Origin of the sequence: Bifidobacterium bifidum ATCC 29521 = JCM 1255 = DSM 20456 (assembly GCF_001025135.1) — a bacterium.
In the GTDB taxonomy this organism is placed as follows: domain Bacteria; phylum Actinomycetota; class Actinomycetes; order Actinomycetales; family Bifidobacteriaceae; genus Bifidobacterium; species Bifidobacterium bifidum.
On record NZ_AP012323.1, the window covers coordinates 1,454,250 to 1,474,977 of the forward strand.

Below are 20,728 nucleotides of genomic sequence, written 5' to 3' on the forward strand. Positions count from 1 at the left end.
TCCTTTTTTACGGAAAAACGCGACAGGCCGTCCGGATAATGAGACATCGGCGTGACACGTTCGGCATCGAAACGGTCACGCCACGTCAATCAGGCAGGGAATGTCCATTTCCAGCGCCGTCTGCGAGCCATGCACACCCGGCAGACGCGTCGCCTTGTCGGTCTGGATGCGCGAATCCACGAAGGTCGCCCTCCCGGCCGCCGATACCAGCACGTCACCGAGCATCGGCCTGACACGCGGCTCGACGACACCGAACATGCCCTGATCGATCGCCTCATCCCGGGTACGCACCAGGGCGGCGTCACCCAGCCGATCGCGCCATCGACGCGCGATGTCATTCGGGTCGCAATCCGGCTCGGCATACAGCATCAGAGACCTGGGCTCCCCGCCGACCAGGGCCACGCCCCGGGCGAGCTCGGGATTCTCGGCGATATCGACGCGCTGGTCCGGATCCGAACCGACCATGCCATGATCAGCCACGATGACGATGAGCGTGCCCCTCGGCGCAAGCCTGTGCAATTGCGCCAGCTGTTCGTCAACCCGCTCGAACACGGCCGTCCACTGCTCGGACTCCCAGCCGTAGGCGTGCCCCACCTTGTCGGCATCGCGGATGTATAGGTACGTCAGCCCCGGCGTCTTCGAGGCCTCGCACGCGGCCCTCACGCGGCCGAGCGGCCGCATATCGCCCTTGTAGTCCGCACCGCGCAACGCGGCCTTCGTCAGCGGGGAGTCGGCGAACTTCGGCAGTCCGCAGCTGGTGACCCGCACGCCGGCGGCCCGCAGGGTCTCGAACACCGTGGGCTCCCTCTGCAGGTCCAGAGGCGCGATCGCGTTGTCGAACTGGATCAGCTGCGACAGCTCCCCCGTTTGGGTGTTGCGCTGCGTGTAGCCCGCCATCCCCGTCAGGCCCGGGCACGTGCCGGTGCCGAAAGCCGCCATCGCGGCGACGGTGGTGCTCGGCGCGCATGTGGCGATGGGCCTGTCGTTGGACTCGTCGCGCAGCAATGCGCGCAGATACGGACTGTGTCCGACGCGCATCCGAAGGTTCCAGTAGCCAAGGCCGTCAACCAGCGCCACGATCACGCTGTCGGCCTTGGGAACCCCCAAGGCGACGCGCAAGGCCTCTGGATCATGGTGGATCCGCGTGGCGACCGGATGCCCTATCGCCGCGCTGACCGCCGGCAGCACGGCGGACAGGTGCAGCGCCCCGCCGCGTACGGCGTCGCGCCGCCAGTCGCCATACCGAACGGTCGGTATCGTCTGCAGCAATTCGTCCATGCTCGCGATTTCAGCGTTCATGTTTTCCATTCAAGCACCGTCCGTCGGAAAAGGACACGGCTGGGCGGGATTCTTGGCATGATTGTTCGCTATCATGGACGATTGGATTTTTCAACGGCACCATTTCGGCCATTCGCGCCATGCGGATGGCCGAAGCACAGATTGGGGAATGGCACCTATGGCACATCGCACCACGACTCATCAGGCCTATGACCCGCGTCAGGTCCAAGAGCATATCGTGGAAACGCCGTTGAACGAGGAAATGAGCAAGTCGTTCCTCGAATACGCGTATTCGGTGATCTACGCGCGAGCCCTGCCTGACGCGCGCGACGGCCTCAAGCCCGTGCAGCGCCGCATCATCTACCAGATGGGCGAGATGAACCTGACGCCCGACCGCCCGTACATGAAATCGGCCCGCGTGGTGGGCGAGGTGATGGGCAAGCTCCACCCCCACGGCGATTCAGCCATCTACGAGGCGATGGTGCGTCTCGCGCAGCCGTTCGCGATGCGTCTCGCGCTGGTGGACGGCCATGGCAATTTCGGCTCGCTGGACGACGGCCCGGCCGCCTCCCGATACACCGAGGCCCGTCTGGCGCCCGCGGCGCTGGGCATGAACGCCGACATCGACGAGGACACCGTCGATTTCACGCCGAACTACGACAACAAGCTCAAGGAGCCGACCGTGCTGCCGGCCGCGATCCCCAACCTGCTGGTCAACGGCGGTTCGGGCATCGCTGTCGGCATGGCCACGAACATGGCGACCCACAATCTCGGCGAGGTCGTCGCGGCCGCGAAGCACCTGATGGCGCATCCCGACGCCACGCTGGAGGAGCTCATGCGCTACGTGCCGGGCCCCGATTGGCCGGGCGGCGGCATCATCATCGGGCGAAACGGCATCCGCGAAGCGTACGAGACCGGCCGCGGCACACTCACCACGCGGTCGATGACGCATTTCGAGAACGTGACGGCGCGCAAGAAGGCCATCGTGGTCACCGAGCTGCCGTTCATGGTCGGCCCCGAACGGGTGCTGGAACGCATTTCCGAAGGGGTGAAGAACCGCAAGCTGGAGGGAATCTCCGGCGCCATCGACCTGACCGACCGCCATAACGGCACCAGGCTGGTCATCGAGATCAAGACCGGTTTCGACCCGAACGCCGTGCTCGCGCAGCTGTTCCGACACACGCCGCTGCAGGACAATTTCACGATGAACAACGTCGCGCTGGTGGATGGCCGGCCCCACACCATGGGTCTCAAGGAGATGCTGCAGGTGTGGATCGACCACCGCCGCATCGTGGTGCGCCGGCGCAGCGAATTCCGCCGCCGGAAGGCGCTTGAGCGCCTGCACCTGGTCGAGGGTCTGCTGCTGGCCATGATCGACATCGACGAGGTCATCCAGGTCATCCGCACCTCGGATGACGCCGACGCCGCGAAGTCGCGGCTGATCGCGGTCTTCGACCTTGACGACGTGCAGGCGCAGTACATCCTTGACCTGCGCCTTCGCCGGCTCACACGCATGAGCCGCATCGAGCTGGAGGCGGAGCGCGACGACCTCAAGCGGCGGATCGAGGAGCTGGAGCGTATACTGGCCTCCGCGCAGGAACTGGACCGCGTGGTCGTCGACGAAATGGATCAGGCGGTTGCCGAATACGGGACGCCTCGCCGTACCGTGCTGCTGGACGAGGCCGAGGACGGCACGCTGACGCCGGTGACCCCTCATGGAGACGACAGCGTGAACGCGGCCGCGATGAAGGCCGCCGCAGCCGCGGCCACCCTGTCGTCGGCCGAAGCGGACGTGGCCGCCGCGGCCGCGGCCAGGAAGGCCGGCGAGGATGCCGCGGCAGTCGCGGCGCTGCAAATCGACGACGAGCCGTGCACGGTGATGCTCGGCGCGTCCGGCACGATAGCGCGCTCCACCCCGGCCGCATTGGATGCCTGGGAGTCACGGTCGACGAGCGACGAACGCACGAAGGACGACCACATCGTGTCCATCTTCCGCACCACTACACGGTCCTCGTACGGGCTGGTCACGTCCGCCGGGCGTCTGGTGCTGGCCCATGTGGTCGAATTGCCCGCGCTCGCCGCATCGCCGCAGACGAACGTCGCCGGCGGCATACCGGCCGACGAGCTGATCGGCATGACCGAAAGCACCGATCCGATTCCCGGCGAGCATGTCGTCGCCGCCATCCCCATGGATCAGCGCGACGACGACGGCCCGACCCCCGCTCCCCTGGCCATCGGCACACGGGCCGGCGTGGTGAAACGCTGGAACCGCGAGGCCCCCACCACGATGGACTCCTGGAGTGTCATCGACCTCAAGGACGGCGACTCCGTGCTGTTCGCCGCCGACGCGGCGGACGAAGACCGCCTCGTGTTCATCGCGTCCGACTCCTCGCTGCTGACGTTCGATGCCGGGAACGTGCGCCCGCAGGGTCGCACCGCCGGCGGCATGGCGGGAATCCGTCTGGCTGAGGGATGCACGGCGATCACGTTCAACGTGGTGCCCGCAGGCAAGATCGCGTGGACGTACGAAGAGGGCGACAACGGCATGTTCTCCGCGTCCGGAGCCGTCGTGCTGACGGTCGCCGGAGACAAGGACGCGCTGCCCGGCACCGAAAACGGTGCGGCCAAGGTGACGCCGTTGGAGATGTACCCGACCAAGGGCCGCGGCACCGGCGGAGTGAGGTCGCAGCGTTTCCTCAAGGGCCAGAACACCCTGATCTTCGCCCGCGTCGGCATGTACCCGCTGCACGCCTCCACCGAGGGAGGCTCGCCGGTGGAGCTGCCCAAGCCCGACATGCGCCGCGACGCATCCGGTGTTGATCTGGCCGCGCCTGTCGCCTTCTGTGGATGAGGCTGTTTCGGGGCCGGTGCCTTCAGCGAGCATCGCCCCCCCCTCACACACCTGTGGGGCGTAGGGGGGGTGCCGTCCACGTTTCGGCAGACGCGCAGTTCCTGCAGGCGCGCAATATCAGATGGCACGCCGTGTCGGATGATGCGCAATGCCGGATGGCGTACCTCACGCGTAGATACGCCGGTGACCTGGCGCTGGCGGCGGAACATATCGGAGACCGGCGGCGGCTGTCAGCAGTAGAGCCTCATGCCTTGGGGTACGGGGACGAATCCCGCGACGTGCAGCATGCGCGACCACTCGCCTCGCACAGTCAATGGCTCGTCGTTGGCATCACAGAAGGTGACACCCCCGCGAATACCCCCGTCACGCAGGTTTCGCTGCAATGCGTAGGCGAGCTCGTTGCAGGCCTGCTGCAATGCGGGATCCGCGTCCTGCGCGAGCAACAGATGATGGCTTCGGGGCACCGCGTATGCCAGCAATCGTCCACCCCGGAGCACGACCGATGCGCCGGAGCGCCGCGCCGGCCTGATCGAAAACCCGCCTATCGTTCGTGGCCATGCGATGACGCTTCCGTACAGGTTGGCGGGGTCGGTGGCGTCCAACACGACCGCGGAGGGTTCCGCCGCGCATGCCCGCAGCGCATCCACGGTCTGACGCGACGCGAACTGTGCGGCACCGCATCCGCTGACGAACATGCCGCGCATCAATGCGCCATGCTCTTCCATGCGTCTGAGCACCGGATACAGGCCCGAGAATCCGCCGTCCAGACGTTCCTTGTCGATCATGGGCGGAGCTATGACGCCGTAACGGTCCAGCAACGCCTCAATCCGCGCGATGGCGACCCGCTCCGCGGACGCCTCCTGCATATCTGCATGAGGCACGGCGGACCATAGTCCCGTCATGTTCGCCGGGACACTGACCCTGACCCGCACCCTGCGCCGTGATGCACGGGCTGGGGCCTTCACCGCATGGGATGACGCTCCGAGGGATCTCAGCGGATCGAACGAGCTGTTGGTGACCTTCCCCTGCCAGACCAGCGACCATAGGGCCTCCTCGAACTGGGAGTCGGACCATGGGTGGGGCAATATCTCGCCGGTGGATTCGTCCACGCATTCCGACGACGCGTCCCATGCCGCGCGCGTCAGCCCTGCGAGCTGATTCGCATGATATGCCCCGCCCGGTGCCAGCACGGCCATCACCGCATCCGGCAGCGTGACCGGCTCCCCGGGGGCTTCGCCGTTCTTCTCCCCATCCTGCACTGTCAGAAGCAGGGAGTCCGCCGGATGCAATGCGACGAGTCCTGGTTCCTTCGCCTTGCTGCCGGTGGTCTTGGAACCCACCCAGACGATCTCGCCGGAGGAGAGCAGGCCGTCGAGCATCGCCGGACGATAGTCGCGCACCCGTGCCGGCAATACGGACGATTCCCATACCGAGGGAGGCAGGGCGACGCCTTCCAGCTGCTCGATGACACGCATCACCCCGTCTTCGCCGTCATATCGTTCGCCGCCCACCGGCCCGACACCTTGCAGCCCGATAAGGAATGTCTGGTATTCGCTCAATTCGACGGGCTTGGTCTCGGCTCGGGCCTTGGCCAGCGACCTGGCCCGGATGCGTCGGAACACCTCCTTGTGCAGCCATGCCTTTCCTCCGTCCTCGGCGGCGATGCCGTCAAGGACCTCTCCTCGTGCTTTGAGCATGTCCAAGGCGTGCACCGCGCCGGCCGCGTCGATCGACAGGTCCGCCATCATCCGTTCGACAGTGAAAGGCCCGTGCGTCTTGGCATATCTTGCGACCCGGCCATCGATGTCATCGTCCGGCAGCTCGTTCCAGAACGTCCTGTGCCCCAGCTCCTCCTCGACCTCATGCACGGCCCGAGGATCCATGATCGCCGAGAAATCGGCCTGCCCCAGCAGCCGTTCCAGCACATCGGGATCGATCGACAGCAGTTGCGCCGATCGTTCCGCCTGAGGCACGTCGTACTGGTACATGACGGTGCCCACATAGCCGAACAGCAGGTTCTCGGCGAATGGGGACGCAATGTCGGTCGTCACATCGACCAGACCGATGTTTCCCGACTGAATGTCCGTCATGATGCGACGCAACGCGGGCATGTCGTAATCGTCCTGCAGGCATTCGCGGGCGGTTTCCAGCAGCAGCGGAAAATTGCGTTTCAGCCGCGCGGCGTTCAACAGTTGCGCGGCACGCAGTCTCTGCTGCCATAGCGGCACGCGCCTGCCGGGATCGGTTCTGGGGAGGAACAGCGAGCGTGCGGCGCATTCCCTGAACCGGGCCGCGAACAGCACCGTCTCCCCCACCTGCGTCTCGATCATGCGCTGCATGTCGTCAGGGTCGAACCTGATGAGCTCCGGGACATCGATGTCATGCTCCTGGGCGGGAAGCCTCAGGACGATGCCGTCATCGGCGGCGTATGCCTGGCCGTCGAATCCATAACGCTGCTTGAGACGCGCGGTGATTGCCATCGCCCATGGCTCATGCACGCGACGGCCATATCGGGAATGGATGATGACCCGCCAGTCCCCCTCGTCGTCGGGGCAACGTTCGATCACCATGCGGCGGTCATCCGGCACGACGCCGGTGGCCTTCCTCTGCTCCGCCAGCAGTCGGGCGAGGTTTTCCACGGCGTTGTCGTCCAGCCCGTCATCGTGCAGGCGGTCTGCCGTGGCGGTGTCGAACCGTGGATGGCCCGCTTCTGCGGCATCCGTCAGCCCAGTGCAGACCTGCCGAATGAAAGCGCCTTCGGCCGTACCGAACCCGCAGTCCCTGCCGCTGCCGTCCCCGTGCCAGAACGGCAGACGGGCCGTCCTGCCCGGTGCCGGGGTGACGATCACGCGGTCGCGGGTGATTTCCTGAATCTGCCATGTGGATGTACCCAGGGTGATGATGTCGCCGACACGGGACTCGTACACCATTTCCTCGTCGAGTTCCCCCACTCTTCGAGGCCCTTTGCCCCCATCCGTCTCGGGCAGCACCACGGTGTACAGTCCGCGATCTGGAATCGTGCCGCCGCTGGTCACGGCGAGCCGCTGCGCCCCGGGGCGGGCGGAGATCAGGTCCTCATCATGGTTCCACATCAGGCAGGGACGGAAGGCGGAGAAGTCCTCGCTGTCGTAGGCCCCCGTCATCATGCCCATCACCGAGTCGAACGTGCCGCGGTCGAGGTCGCGGAAGGGTGCCGACCTGCATACCGTCGCATACCAGTCGTCCGGCCTGAGGTCCTCCATCGATGCGGCCGCGACGGTCTGTTGGGCGAGCACATCCAGCGGGTTGCGGATCACCGATATCGGTTCGATGTCGCCGGCACGCATGCTTTCCACGCTCGCCGCCGCCCCGATGATCTGCTCCCGGGTCAAAGGGTAGATCAGCGCGTGGGACACCCCTCCGACACGATGATCCGCGCGTCCGATGCGCTGCAATCCTGACGATACCGACAACGGAGGCGATATCTGTATCACCAGATCCACCGACCCCATGTCGATGCCCAATTCCAGGCTGCTGGTGGCCACCACGCAACGCAGCAGGCCATGTTTGAGCTGTTCCTCGATCCGCTTGCGCCGCTCCTTGGACACCGACCCGTGATGGGCCATCGCGATGACGTCCCCGTCATCGTGAGACCGAGCCAGCATCGTCGTGGAGCCGACCACGGGATCGTAATGCCGGGAAAACCCACTGCGCCCCTCCGGTGACTGCGTCTGCGCGGCATCGGTGCCATGATCCTGTGCATACAGGTCGTTGAGCCTGGCGGTGAGCTTCTCCGCCAAGCCCCTCGAATTCACGAACACCAGTGTGGTGCGGTGGGAGAGCACCTGATCCAGCACGTCCCGCTCGATCACCGGCCATATGGATCCGCCCGCCCGATCCCCCGCGGCGCCGGTGATCGCCTGCGAATCGTATTGCGAATCCTCCGGCGAAACCAGAACCGACCGTCGATCCGGCGACACTGGCAGGCCACGCCGTTCGGCGAGCCGTCTCATGGCCGGGGTCACGCCGCTGATATGCGGGGCCGATGCCGCCGACGCGCCGACGCCTCCCGCACGGCCGGGCACATTGGCTGATTGGAGGTCCCTCATGTTCTCCAGCGGCTCAACGACGCGCAGATCCATCGCGGGCCTCTCCTGCGGATTGATGACGGTCACGGGATGGATCCCGCCGACGAATCTCGCGACCTCGTCGACAGGCCTTACCGTGGCGGACAACCCTATGCGCTGCGTCGCATGCCCGGCGAGCGCATCCAGCCGTTCCAGGCTCACGGCCAGGTGCGCGCCCCGTTTGGTGCCGGCGACGGCATGGACCTCATCGAGTATCACCGTTTCGACGTCGCGCAGGATGACGCGCGCCTTGGACGTCAGCAGCAGATACAGCGATTCCGGCGTCGTGACGAGGATGTCCGGCGGATGGGAGGCGATGGCGCGTCTCTCCCGTGTCGTCGTGTCACCGCTGCGTATGGCGATGCCGATATCGGGAGCGGCAAGGCCGGACGCCTCGCATTCGGCGGCGATGCCGTCGAGCGGAGCGCGGAGGTTCTTCGCGACATCGACGGCCAGCGCCTTCAGCGGCGAGACGTACAGCACCTTGACACGCCGAGTCCGACGCCGCTCTCCGGAAACGTCAGCCGCGCCCTTCGGAGCGGTCATGGCACCAGAGCCGTTCAGACGATCCGCCTCTCCCGTCATCAGGCGGTCGATGGCCGAGAGGAACGCGCATAATGTCTTGCCCGAGCCGGTGGGCGCGACCACCAGAGCATTGCCCCCGGCATGGATGACCGGCCATGCCTGGCTCTGCGCCGCAGTAGGTACATCAAACACATGTTTGAACCATGCCCTGGTAGGACCCGAGAACAGATTCAAACATTCGTACATATATTCGATTATGCGATGCAGCCTAGACCCACGACACACCGCTCGAAGACGGGCGACCTACTCCTCGACCCACTCCAGCACATCGCCCGGCTGGCACTCCAGCGCCTCGCAGATGCCGTCAAGCGTGGAGAAGCGTATGGCCTTGGCCCGCCCGTTCTTCAGCACCGAGACATTCGCCGGCGTGATGCCGACACGTTCCGCCAGCTCCCCCACCGACATTTTGCGTTTGGCGAGCATCACGTCGAGGTTCACTCGGATCGCCATGTCAGATCACCACCTCCAGCTTGTCGTGCTGGGCGATGGCGGCCAGCAGCGAGCGCATGACCAGCATCAGCAGCACGAACGCCGCGAGCAGCAGCAGGCCGACCGCGCCCAGCGCGACATCCACATAGGCGCCCGACGCCGGGTCGCGGTATTCGGCATGGGCGAGACCTCCGTACAGCGTCACGAACAACACCAGCGCCGCCTCCACCGCCGCGCATGCGATGATCGCATCGACCCAGCGAACCGCGCGGCCGGAGAACACGTCAAGCCGGTCCACCAACGTCAGCAGATTCCACAGCGGCACCATCGCCTCCTCGACGCACGCCACGCCCAGTATGCCCGCGACGGCATACACCCAACGCGACGGAGCGAATTCCGGGTTGGCCTGCACGACGTCGCCCGACACCACGACCATGGCGCATTGCCCCGCCGCGGACGCGCCGATCCCCCGCATGCAGTGCAGCCAGTTCATGTGACGACTCGCGTAATGGATCGCCACACAGTTGTTCAGCGCCGCATCGACGCCGCCTGCGCCCAATCCGTAGGGGACGGCGAGCAGCAAATTGGCCATGATTCTCCCGGTATTATCCAGTGGTATGTACGTTCGTACACATGCTAGGCGAACCGCAGGATATCCGTTCTCGCAGGCCGAACGAGCGCGCCGATCCGCCGCGCTCCGGACCCGTTCACGGACGCATGGTCATTCGCGCTCAGCGCAACCATAGCGTTTCTCGAATAAAAACGAGATGATTGACCCGGAAAACCTGAACGAGAAAAGGCGGCAACATGGTCGGCAATGACACGATACACACGGTCACGCGTAAGGAGCACGACTGCATCGGCTACATGGATGTGCCGAAAGACGTGTATTGGGGCATCCATACGCAGCGGGCGCTCGGTAACTTCACCGTCTCCCGCATCGCGGACTCCACCCATCCCCAGCTGATGCGGGCCTATGCGACCGTCAAACGCGCCTGTGCCGAAGCCAACGACGAGCTCGGACTGATCGACCACGACAAGGCACGGCTCATCGTCGCCGCATGCCACGACGTCGAGAACGGCGAGCTCGCCGACCAGTTCCCGGTCGACGTGCTGCAGGGCGGCGCCGGCACATCGACGAACATGAATATGAACGAGGTCATCGCCAATCGGGCGTTGGAGCTCGGCGGGCATCCCAAAGGCGATTATGGGTTCATCCACCCGAACGACGACGTGAACCATTCGCAATCGACCAACGACACCTACCCCGCGGCCTGCAAGCTCGCGCTGATCGACGCCATCGGGCCGCTCGCGGAAGAGACGAAGAAACTCACGCGGGCGTTCCACGACCTCGCCGACAAGCACACGAACGACGTCACCATCGGACGCACCCAGCTGCAGGATGCGGTGCCGATGACCTACGGTCAGGAATTCCACGCATTCGCAAGCTTCCTGAAAAGCGACCTCCTGGCACTCGAACACGTCGTCCCGCAACTGACCACACTGAACCTCGGCGCCACCGCCATCGGCACCGGCATCTGCGCCGACCTGCGGTTCCGCACGACCGCCACACGCCATCTGGCCGCCATCACCGGGCTGCCCATCACCGCGGCGGCGGATCCCGTGGCGGCCATGACCGATATGAGCGGATACATCGCCACGTCGCAGACGGTCAAGAACCTCGCCATACACCTGAAAAAGGCCGCCGACGACCTGCGGCTGCTCAATTCCGGCCCGCATACCGGATTCGACGACCTCAACGTGCCGGCACGGCAGGCGGGCAGCAGCATCATGCCCGGCAAGGTGAACCCGGTCATCCCCGAATGCGTGAACCAATGCTGCTTCATGGTGTTCGGCATGGACACGACCGTCACATGGGCCGCATCCGAAGGGCAATTGCAGCTCAACGCCTTCGACCCGGTGATCATCCACGAACTGCTCAACGGCATCGAGCTGCTGACCCGCGCGATGGCGATGTTCCGCGAGCGCTGCGTGTCCGGCATCACCATCAACGCCTCGACGGGGCGCCGCTACGCCGAATACTCCCCGTCGATCGCCGCCGCACTGAACGGCGCCATCGGATACGAACACGCGGCCGACATCGCCCAGGAAGCGGCCAACGACAATCGCACCGTGCGCGATGTCGCCGGCGAGCACACCGACCTGCCCGCGTCGACGCTCGACGAGCTGCTCGACCCGATCGCCCTGTCGCGCCGCCTCGGCCAGACCTGCCGGGAGCATCAGTAGACGGATATCGGCTCGGGCCGCCGCCGGCCTGATACAAGCCGACGGCGGCCCGAGCAGTGCACAGCCGGCAGAAAGCCGGATCAGGTGTCGATCTTGGAGCGGTCGAAATCGTCGGCGTTGTCGACGATGAACGCCTTGCGCGGCGGCACATCGTCGCCCATGAGCAGGCTGAATATCTCGGACGCCTGTGCCGCATCCTCCATGCGGATGCGCCGCAGCATGCGCGTGCGCGGATCCATCGTCGTGTCCGCGAGCTGGTCGGCGTCCATCTCACCCAGACCCTTGTAGCGCTGGATGTCGGGATTGTACGAGATGTGTCGCCGTTCGAGGTCCGCCAGACGGCCGGCGAGCTCGTCATCGGAGTACGTGTAGATGAACTCGCCCTTGTGCGAGCCGGCGAGCGCGATGCGATGCAGCGGCGGCACGGCGGCGTAGACGTACCCGTGCTCGATGAGCGGGCGCATGTACCGGTAGAACAGCGTGAGCAGCAGGATGCGGATATGGGCGCCGTCCACGTCGGCATCGGTCATCATGATGACCTTGTGGTAGCGGGACTGCTCGATGTCGAAACCGGCGCCGGATCCCGCACCGACCACTTGGATGATCGCGGCGCACTCCTTGTTGTTGAGCATCTGGCTCAACGATGCCTTCTGCACGTTGAGTATCTTGCCTCGGATCGGCAGCAGCGCTTGGAATCCGGAATTGCGCGCAGCCTTGGCCGTGCCGAGCGCGGAGTCGCCCTCGACGATGAACAGCTCGGCCACATCGTCGTTGCCCGGCTGGCAGTCGGACAGTTTCGACGGCATGGCGGCGGATTCGAGCGCGTTCTTGCGGCGCGTGACCTCCTTGGTCTTGCGCGCCTGGATGCGGGCGTGCATCTCGCCGACAATCTTCTCCAGCACACGACCGGACTGCTCCTTGTAGCCGCGTTTGGAGCCCGTGATCATCTCGCCGAACTGCTTGTCGGTCATCCTGGTGACGATGGGCTTGACGGGAGCGGTGCCGAGCACGTCCTTGGTCTGCCCCTGGAACTGCGGCTCGGCGATGCGCACGGTGACGACGGCCACGAGTCCGGCCAAGATGTCGTCGCGCTCGACGCGCATGTTCGAGTCCTTGAGGTTCACCTTGAGTTTGCGGGCGTTGTCTTCAACGGCCTTGCGGATCTGCTTGGTGAGCCCCATGAGGAAACCGTCGACGTGCATGCCGCCGCCGGGCGTCTCGACCACGTTGACGAAGCTGCGCATCGTCGTGTCGTACCCGTTGGTCCACCGCATCGCGATGTCGACGCCGCATTTGCGGGTGACTTTCTGGGCGTGCAGTTCGCCGCCCTCGCCGACCGCCTGGGTCTCCTCCTCGTAGGTGTCCTCGCCGGTGATGCGCCAGATGTCGGATACCGCCTCTCCCGCGGACAGGAAATCGACGAAGTCCTTGACACCGCCGGTGTGGCGGAATTCCTCGACGCGGGCGTGCGTGTGACGGGCCGCGTCCACCTTCGCCGTCTCGACCGCGGCGGAGACTGCGGCAGGTCGCGCTTCGGCTTCACCCGCTTCAACGGTATCTTCGACAGCCGTGTCGGCCGCAGAGACGATGTCGGCAGCGTCCATCAGGCCGGTTCCATCGTCGGCGGGCGTCTGTGCGGCATCGACTTCCATCATCTCGTCGACGCTGTCGTCGCCGGTTTCCGGCACGTTCTCGTCGATGACGGTGATCCGCAGTCCCGGCACCAGGAAACTGGTCTGGCGCACACGGTCGATGAGCTGCTCGTAGCTGAATTCGGCGGTGTCGTTGAAGATTTCGGGATCGGCCCAGTACCGGATGCGCGTGCCCGTGGTCTTCGGGCTGACCTTGCCGATGATCTCCAGCTCGGTCGGGCGGTTCTTGCGGGTGCGCTTGAACGGCGCGTCCGGGGACGGATGCTCGGGATCGGTGTCGGAATATACGCCGGGATGACCCTGGTGGAAGGCCATGTGATGGGTTTTGCCGTCGCGGTCGACCTCGACGTCCAGACGCGAGCTCAGCGCGTTGACGACGGACGAGCCGACGCCGTGCAGGCCGCCGGCCGCGTTATAGGACGCGTTGCCGAACTTCGCGCCGGCATGCAGCTTGGTCAGCACGACCTCGACGCCGGTGAGCTTGGTCTTCGGCTCGACGTCGACGGGGATGCCACGGCCGTTGTCGGCCACTTCCACGGAGCCGTCGTCGTGCAGGGTCACCGTGATATGGTCGCAGGCGCCCGCAAGCGCCTCGTCCACCGCGTTGTCGATGATCTCCCACAGGCAGTGCATCAGACCCTGGCTGTCGGTGGTGCCGATGTACATGCCGGGGCGCTTGCGCACCGCGTCCAAGCCTTCGAGCACGGTAAGGCTGTCGGCACCGTATTCCTGTTTGGGCATACAAATCCTATTTTCTGTATAACTCGCGGCTCTCCTCATCGAGGGGAGCTATCAACGGATGGCTCCGTCGGGGGGGGCAGTCCACTGGACCGCCCCTCCTCGCGTGATCGCGCTGCCGAGCGGCGCGATCACTGATCAAGGAAGTCGCGCAGGGTCTGGGAGCGCGACGGGTGGCGCAGCTTCGACATCGTCTTGGACTCTATCTGGCGGATACGCTCACGGGTCACGCCGTACACGCGGCCGATATCGTCCAGCGTCTTGGGCTGGCCGTCCTCCAAACCGTAACGCATCTTGATGACGCCGGCCTCGCGGGGGCTCAGAGTCTCCAGCACCTGCTTGAACTGCTCCTGCAACAGCGAGAACGCGACCGCGTCGGACGGCGCGATGGCGTCGGTGTCCTCGATGAGGTCGCCGAACTCGGAATCGCCGTCCTCGCCCAGCGGCGTGTGCAGCGAGATCGGCTCGCGGCCGTACTTCTGCACCTCCTGCACCTTCTCGACCGGCATGTCGAGCTCGCGGGCCAGCTCGTCCGGCGTGGGCTCGCGGCCCAGGTCCTGCAGCATCTGGCGCTGAACGCGCGACAGCCTGTTGATGACCTCGACCATGTGCACGGGCACGCGGATGGTGCGTGCCTGATCGGCCATGGCGCGGGTGATGGCCTGACGGATCCACCACGTGGCATAGGTGGAGAACTTGAAGCCCTTCTTCCAGTCGAACTTCTCGACGGCTCGGATGAGGCCCAGGTTGCCTTCCTGAATCAGGTCAAGGAAGCGCATGCCACGGCCGGTGTAGCGCTTGGCCAGCGACACCACGAGTCGCAGGTTCGCCTCCAGCAGGTGGTCCTTGGCCTTCTTGCCATCGTTCGCCGCCCACTTGAGCTCGCGCTTGCGCTTGAAGTCCATGCCGTCGCTCTCGGTATCGAGCAGGTGCTGGGCGTACAGGCCGGCCTCGATGCGCTCGGAGAGGTCCACCTCCTGCTCGGCGTTCAGCAGGCTGACACGGCCAATCTGCTTGAGATAGTCCTTGACCGGATCCGCTGTGGCGCCCGCAGCGATGACGCGGCGCTTCGGATTGCCCGACGGGGTCAGGTTCTCGTCGTCGTCATCGTCGCGCACCACGAACGCGCCCTTCTCCTTGGGCTGTTCAGGCTCCTTGCGCCCGGGTTCGGTCCCCTCGTCGTCCTCTTCGTCCTCGGGAACGTCGTCATCCTCACCGGATTCGTCATCAATGTCATCATCGTCGCCATCCAGACCGCCGTCATCGACATCGTCGAGATCGTCGTCAAGGTTCTCCAGACCATCCTCATCGACCTGGACGTCGTCGAGATCGTCCGAGGAATCCTCGTTGGCGAGTTCCTCGGTCTTCGCCATCTCCTCGGTCTCGTCCTTGACGGCCTTCGCCGACTTGGACGCGGCGCGCTTGCGGGTGGGCTTCGCGGGCGCGGCTGCCTTCGCCGAGGACTCGCGTACCGTGGACTTGGACGCAGCGGACCTCGACGAGGTCTTCTTGCCCGCGGCGGACTTCCTGCCCGCCGCGGTCTTCTTGTCTGCCGTAGAGGCCGTACGCGCGGCGGTCCCCTTCTTCTCGGATTTCGTCTTGGCGTCCGTATCGTCCGGGACTGTCGTCGCCATCGTATCCTTCGTGGCCAAACTCATCCTCCTGCATCATCATGCCAAGCGTGCTTATACCACATCGGGCGCACTTCTGGCAAGAGCAAATCGTCAACTATGTGAGTTAACCATCTTCCAAGGACGATTATTCCCACGGCTCGTTGCGGCGTGGAACCGATGGTCTCCCGCGAGCCGTCATGCGGCGTCGTGATGCGGGCCGGCACCCATCCACGCCGGCATCACGCCGCGCTGGTACGCCGAGCACACGATCGCCGCCAGCGAACAGTCCTCATCCAGCATCAGGCAGCGCAACGCGAACGCCACCGCTCGACTGTCGCCCATCCACCACATCACATACGCCAGCACGGCCAGCGGCTGCACGCTGAAGCTCTCCGGAACGCGATCGGCCATGGCCACGAGCATGTCGGTGCCGGCCCGGCATCTCGGTTCGTCGGGCCGACGTCGCTCGTCGAAAAACGCGCCCTGCAGCTCCCTGCACATGCGGCTCTGCACATCCGGCGCATGCGAGCGCGACGCGAAATCCATCATCGTGCGCTTGTCGGCGCAGGTGTCCCCGGCCACCAATGACATGATCAGGGCGTCCCTGATCGACAACGTCACCGTCATTCCCACCACCAGCGCGGCGATCGAGGCGTCATCGATGGCCCGCGGCTGCGCCGACAGGCCCGCCAGCCAATGGTCGAACGGCTCATCGGCCCATTGCGCGTCCGCCGCCACGGTGCCGCTGAGCTTGCGGCGCTCGCAGTATTCATTGCGCATGCGTCTGAGATCGTCCTCGCGCAGCATGTCATCGTCCGCGACCGCCTCCGCATACCGGACGGCCTGCGTGTTCGTCTCCTGTCCCATATCGTGGTCCCCCTTACCGGTCTCATCCACCGCCGGCGCACGATGCCGGCGACCGCCGCCCCCGCGACGGGATACCATCAACTATGCCGTATCGGGCCGGTTTTCAGGGCGAAATCCAACCTATGTGGTCGAAGGCTTGTCAGGCTTGCAAATCCGCAGTTCTTGTATTCGTAAAACCCTGTGGATAACCTCTTGGTATGACTGTTTCATCTGATTTGGCCCTGATCGAGTCCCGCATCGCCGACGCGGTGGACCGTTTCATGGCACTCGACGCCGACGACACCATCGAAGGCCCGTGCCTGACCATATCCCGCGAGGTCGCGCGTCAGGCCCTGGTCTCCAGCGAAGGCGGCAAGCGGCTCAGGGCGTTGCTGGCCCTCCACGCCTTCGACGCGACCGACCCGCAGGGGCATGACGACGATGACGCCCATGCCCGCGGACGCGACGCGGTGCTCGACCTGGCCTGCGCGATAGAGGTCTTCCAGACCGCCGCGCTCGTCCATGACGACATCATCGACGACTCCGACCTGCGACGGGGCAAACCCGCGGCCCACAAGGCGCTCGGCACGACGTCGCACAGCGCGTCGCTCGGCCGGGGACTGGGCATCATGCTGGGAGACCTGCTCGCCACCGCCAGCGTCGACATCGCCCATGCCGCGGCGCAACGGATGCCCCGGCCCGACATGATCGTCTCGACGTTCCTGCGCATGCACCGCGAGGTGGAGATCGGGCAGGTGCTCGACCTCGCAGTTGAGTTGTCTCCATTGGACGAGCCGGAACGGCTCGCACGGGAATCCATGAACGTGTTCCGATGGAAGACCGCCAGCTACACGACCATCGCGCCCCTCGAATTCGCGCTTCTCGCCTCCGGCCGAGACCCCAGGCGGGCACATGCCGACGCCATGGCCATCGGACTGCCGCTCGGCCAGGCGTTCCAGCTCGCCGACGACCTGCTGGACGTCATCGGATCCAGCAGATCCACCGGCAAGCCCGTGGGAGGCGACATCAGGGAGGGCAAGCGCACCGTGCTGCTCGCGGACGCGATCAGCGGCGCCGACCAGAGGCAGCGCCGCACACTGATCGACATGTTCTCGTCGCAGTCGCGGGGCGACGACGACGTACGCCGGTGCATCGAGCTGTTCGAAGGTACCGGCGCCATCGACCGATCCCGCCGGCGCATCCGCGCACTGTGGCAGGGCACGCTTCATGCCATAGGGGACCTGCGGCTCCCACCGCAGGACGAGCGCACGCTCACCGAGGCATGCATGAGGTTCATCCCGATCATCAAAGCGTAGAGTTTTCGCCAACGTATGTATTGGAAATGCCGTTTTCCAGCAGAAAGAACCTTACGATACAACCATGAGTGAAGTCGCAGCCACGTCGCAAGAGCCGCAGGGACGAATGATAGAGGGGCGGTACCGCGTCATACGCAAAATCGCCGAAGGCGGCATGGCGACCGTGTACGAGGCGGAGGATACCAGGCTCGAACGCCGCGTCGCCATCAAGATCATGCACATGCAGCTGGCGCAGGGAGCGCACCGCGAGCAGTTCGTGGAACGGTTCCACCGCGAGGCCAAGTCCGCCGCGGCGATCGCGAACCCACATATCGTGCAGGTGTATGACACCGGAGAGTTCAATGGGCTGGACTATCTGGTCATGGAATACGTGCATGGCGTGAACCTGCGTCACGACATGAACCTGCAGGGCACGTTCAGCGTGCGCGAGATGCTGCGCGTCATCTCCGAGACGCTGGACGGACTGGCAGCGGCGCACCGCGTGGGCGTCGTCCACCGCGACATCAAGCCCGAGAACATCCTGATCAACGACCGCGGGCACGTGCAGATCACCGATTTCGGTCTGGCGAAGGCCGCGTCACAGGCGACACTGTCGACCACCGGCATGCTGCTCGGCACCGCCGCGTATCTGGCGCCTGAAATGATCGAGGACAACAAGGCGACCATGCAGGGGGACCTGTATTCCGTGGGAATCATGGCTTGGGAGATGCTCGCCGGCGACGTGCCGTTCACATCGGACAATCCCGTCACCATGGTGTTCAAGCACGTGCATGAGGACGTGCCGTCCCTGACCTCGACCTGCACGGGCATCAACCAGCAGGTCGCCGATTTCGTCTCGCATTTGACCGCCCGCGCCGTCGAGGCACGGCCCGCCGACGCATCCGACGCCCTGCATGAGCTGCAACAGCTGACCGCGAACCTGCCGATGGACGCATGGCAGTACCGCAAGCCCGCCGACGTAGGCACCGGCGGCGATACCGAGGAGCCGACCGCCCCCGCGCTGGTGGGTGCCATCCCGGCCCCGCCCGCGCCGCCGCTGTTCGATTCGCGCACCGGCACCGCCCCGCAGACCGGCACCGACCCTGCCACGGCCCGTACTTCGGTGATGCCTGAAGGCACCGCACCCCAGGACGTCTCCGCCACCCAGGTAATCACGCCGCAGGATTCCACACTCACCATCGGGCTGATGGACGCGCGCCCGCTCGATGACCAAGGCTCGGAGCCCGCCAAGCGCAAGCGCTCGAAGAAACCCTTGATCATCACGCTCGTGGTGGTGCTCGTCGTGGCGCTCGTCGCCGGCGCAGGCGGCTCATGGTGGTATTTCCTCGGTCCGGGCAGCTACTGGACGCTGCCGCAGCCCACCGACATCTCCTGCAAGGAGAACACCGAATGCTCCATCGTCGGGGCGAAGTGGAGCGATTACCAGAGCACGCTGAACGTGGCGAACATCCCGTTCACCTTCTCCGAGGCGTACAGCGACACCGTCGCCAAGGGGAACATCATCTCCGCCGACCCGCAGAACGTCGGCACCCATATCAGCAAGCGCCACAACGGACGCATCACGGTGACGGTGTCGCTTGGCGTCAAGCAGGCGACCATCCCCAGCGACATCGCGGATCCGACGTCGGCCGATGGCAAGGATCCGATCAAAGCGCTTGAGAACGCCGGATTCACCAACATCAAACGCGATGACTCCTCAGCCGAATATTCGATGACGCTGCCGGAGGGAGCCCTGCAAAGCATTTCCGAGACGCCCGGCTCGACCCTGGACCACAACGCCGAGATCACCGTGGTACTGTCCAAGGGACTCATGCCGGTCACCATGCCGGACATCGTCGGCAAGACCAAGGACGAGGCCATGACCGCCCTCGACAACGCGAAGCTCAAGACCACCGTTTCGGAGGAGTACAGCGACAGCGTCAAGTCCGGCAGTGTCATCTCCGCCTCGCCCGACTCCGGTACCGAACTGCATTGGGGCGACTCCGTGAAGCTGACCGTATCCAAGGGGCCCGAGACCGCGGACGTGCCGAACCTCGTCGGCAAGAGCAAGAGCGACGCCATCAAGACGCTGGAATCCCTCGGTTTCGAAGTCAAGACCGGCGGCTTGAACATCCTCGGCCTAGTGCAGCAGCAGAGCGCCACCGGCAAGACGAGGCTGCGCGACACGAACGGCAACAAGACCGTCATCACGCTCACCGTCGTGTGACGGCGGCGCGCCGGCATATACCGGCATATACGCGAAGCGGCTCCCCCTCTATCAGTTTGAGAGGGGGAGCCGCTTCGTTCGCGTTCGGGATCGTCGGTCAGTGGCCTTCGCCGGCGGTTGCGGCTTCGGCCTCCTGCCGGGCCTTGAGCTCCGCCTTGACCTTCTGGGCGTACTCGTCCACGTATTCCTGTCCGCTGAGCTTTCGGATCTCGCTGACGAGATGGTCGGTGAGCGCCCGCACCTCCTCATGGGTGATCTCGTCGGCGTCCTTGCGATCCACCGGGATGGGCTTGCCGTATATCACCTTCGTCTTGCCCTTCGACGGGATGACCTGACCGGGATGCTGTATCTCGCGCGTTCCCACCAACGCGGTCGGCACCAGCGGGCAGCCGGTCTCCAGAGCAAGGCGCGCGGCACCGGTGTGGCCCCGGTACAGTCGCCCGTCAGGACTGCGCGTGCCCTCCACGTGGATGCCGAACAGGTGGCCTTCCTCAAGGATCTCACGGGCGTGGGCCAACGCGCCCAGCGACTTCGAGCCGCCGGAACGGTCCACGGGGAACACTCCCACCGACGTGAACCACCATTTCTTGAACCGGCCCTTGATGCCCTTGCCTTCGAAATACTCGGCCTTGCCCATGAAATGCACCATGCGCGGGCAGGTGATGGGTATCAGCGCATCGTCGATGACCGCCAGATGGTTCGCGGCGATGATGGCACCGCCTTCACGCGGCACGTTCTCCAGTCCGATCGCCGTCGGTCCCATACGACGACGGGCAATCCAACCGAAACCTTTGACAAAGAACCAGTACAGCACGATGACACCTCCCAAGTTTGGCCGTCCGCCTGATTACAGTAGGACGG

At 65.2% G+C, this 20,728-nt stretch carries 11 protein-coding genes and 1 pseudogene; 4 read left to right on the top strand and 8 right to left on the bottom strand.

Features of this window, described 5'->3' with window-relative positions; translation table 11 throughout:
* Positions 1 to 75: 75 nt before the first annotated feature.
* Positions 76 to 1,299, bottom strand: a complete 1,224-nt coding sequence (locus BBBF_RS06195) for an alkaline phosphatase family protein (protein WP_003816974.1) — start codon at positions 1,297 to 1,299, stop codon at positions 76 to 78.
* Between the two features lie 157 nt (positions 1,300 to 1,456).
* Here BBBF_RS06195 and BBBF_RS06200 point away from each other — a divergent pair, with 157 nt between their 5' ends.
* Positions 1,457 to 4,129 (top strand): DNA gyrase/topoisomerase IV subunit A, encoded by a 2,673-nt coding sequence (locus BBBF_RS06200; RefSeq protein WP_003813761.1) that lies wholly within the window; start codon positions 1,457 to 1,459, stop codon positions 4,127 to 4,129.
* A gap of 230 nt (positions 4,130 to 4,359) precedes the next feature.
* Here BBBF_RS06200 and BBBF_RS06205 read toward each other — a convergent pair whose 3' ends face one another.
* The 3 genes and pseudogenes from BBBF_RS06205 to BBBF_RS09610 form a co-directional block, all read right to left on the bottom strand.
* Positions 4,360 to 9,006 carry a DEAD/DEAH box helicase gene (locus tag BBBF_RS06205; RefSeq protein WP_021648592.1) on the bottom strand — a complete coding sequence of 1,549 codons (4,647 nt, stop codon included), beginning with the start codon at positions 9,004 to 9,006 and terminating at the stop codon, positions 4,360 to 4,362.
* Between the two features lie 57 nt (positions 9,007 to 9,063).
* A complete protein-coding gene (locus BBBF_RS06210) occupies positions 9,064 to 9,270 on the bottom strand; it encodes a helix-turn-helix domain-containing protein (RefSeq protein ID WP_013363668.1) in 207 nt (68 codons plus the stop codon).
* A gap of 1 nt (position 9,271) precedes the next feature.
* Positions 9,272 to 9,832: pseudogene (locus tag BBBF_RS09610) on the bottom strand (DUF2975 domain-containing protein); the annotation flags it as partial.
* A 224-nt stretch (positions 9,833 to 10,056) separates the two neighbouring features.
* Here BBBF_RS09610 and BBBF_RS06220 point away from each other — a divergent pair.
* Positions 10,057 to 11,496, top strand: coding sequence for an aspartate ammonia-lyase (locus tag BBBF_RS06220; RefSeq protein WP_021648594.1), 1,440 nt, complete (start codon positions 10,057 to 10,059; stop codon positions 11,494 to 11,496).
* Between the two features lie 80 nt (positions 11,497 to 11,576).
* On the opposite strand, the gene BBBF_RS06225 is transcribed toward BBBF_RS06220, so the two are convergent.
* The 3 genes from BBBF_RS06225 to BBBF_RS06235 form a co-directional block, all read right to left on the bottom strand.
* Positions 11,577 to 13,889: a DNA gyrase/topoisomerase IV subunit B gene (locus BBBF_RS06225; RefSeq protein ID WP_021648595.1), complete on the bottom strand. Its 2,313-nt coding sequence runs from the start codon at positions 13,887 to 13,889 to the stop codon at positions 11,577 to 11,579.
* Positions 13,890 to 14,017: 128 nt separating this feature from the next.
* Complete coding sequence (locus BBBF_RS06230; RefSeq protein ID WP_161788274.1) at positions 14,018 to 15,520, bottom strand: RNA polymerase sigma factor; 1,503 nt, start codon at positions 15,518 to 15,520, stop codon at positions 14,018 to 14,020.
* Positions 15,521 to 15,694: 174 nt separating this feature from the next.
* Positions 15,695 to 16,366: a DUF4192 family protein gene (locus BBBF_RS06235; RefSeq protein WP_013363672.1), complete on the bottom strand. Its 672-nt coding sequence runs from the start codon at positions 16,364 to 16,366 to the stop codon at positions 15,695 to 15,697.
* Positions 16,367 to 16,563: 197 nt separating this feature from the next.
* On the opposite strand from BBBF_RS06235, the gene BBBF_RS06240 reads away from it, so the two are divergent.
* Both BBBF_RS06240 and BBBF_RS06245 read left to right on the top strand, forming a co-directional pair.
* Positions 16,564 to 17,661 carry a polyprenyl synthetase family protein gene (locus BBBF_RS06240; RefSeq protein WP_013363673.1) on the top strand — a complete coding sequence of 366 codons (1,098 nt, stop codon included), beginning with the start codon at positions 16,564 to 16,566 and terminating at the stop codon, positions 17,659 to 17,661.
* 64 nt (positions 17,662 to 17,725) lie between these two features.
* The gene (locus BBBF_RS06245) at positions 17,726 to 19,867 is read left to right on the top strand and encodes a Stk1 family PASTA domain-containing Ser/Thr kinase (protein WP_080665128.1); all 2,142 of its coding nucleotides are present in this window, start codon (positions 17,726 to 17,728) and stop codon (positions 19,865 to 19,867) included.
* Positions 19,868 to 19,964: 97 nt separating this feature from the next.
* Here the strand turns inward: BBBF_RS06245 and BBBF_RS06250 are convergent, their stop codons facing one another.
* Positions 19,965 to 20,681 (bottom strand): lysophospholipid acyltransferase family protein, encoded by a 717-nt coding sequence (locus tag BBBF_RS06250; protein WP_013363675.1) that lies wholly within the window; start codon positions 20,679 to 20,681, stop codon positions 19,965 to 19,967.
* Positions 20,682 to 20,728: the final 47 nt, after the last annotated feature.

Bases quoted from the DNA above. Each gene is read 5' to 3' on its own strand.
- BBBF_RS06235 (WP_013363672.1), bottom strand. From the start codon at position 16,366: ATGGGACAGGAGACGAACACGCAGGCCGTCCGGTATGCGGAGGCGGTC.
- BBBF_RS06240 (WP_013363673.1), top strand. From the start codon at position 16,564: ATGACTGTTTCATCTGATTTGGCCCTGATCGAGTCCCGCATCGCCGAC.
- BBBF_RS06225 (WP_021648595.1), bottom strand. From the start codon at position 13,889: ATGCCCAAACAGGAATACGGTGCCGACAGCCTTACCGTGCTCGAAGGC.
- BBBF_RS06245 (WP_080665128.1), top strand. From the start codon at position 17,726: ATGAGTGAAGTCGCAGCCACGTCGCAAGAGCCGCAGGGACGAATGATA.
- BBBF_RS06210 (WP_013363668.1), bottom strand. From the start codon at position 9,270: ATGGCGATCCGAGTGAACCTCGACGTGATGCTCGCCAAACGCAAAATG.
- BBBF_RS06195 (WP_003816974.1), bottom strand. From the start codon at position 1,299: ATGAACGCTGAAATCGCGAGCATGGACGAATTGCTGCAGACGATACCG.
- BBBF_RS06200 (WP_003813761.1), top strand. From the start codon at position 1,457: ATGGCACATCGCACCACGACTCATCAGGCCTATGACCCGCGTCAGGTC.
- BBBF_RS06205 (WP_021648592.1), bottom strand. From the start codon at position 9,006: ATGTACGAATGTTTGAATCTGTTCTCGGGTCCTACCAGGGCATGGTTC.
- BBBF_RS06230 (WP_161788274.1), bottom strand. From the start codon at position 15,520: ATGGCGACGACAGTCCCGGACGATACGGACGCCAAGACGAAATCCGAG.
- BBBF_RS06220 (WP_021648594.1), top strand. From the start codon at position 10,057: ATGGTCGGCAATGACACGATACACACGGTCACGCGTAAGGAGCACGAC.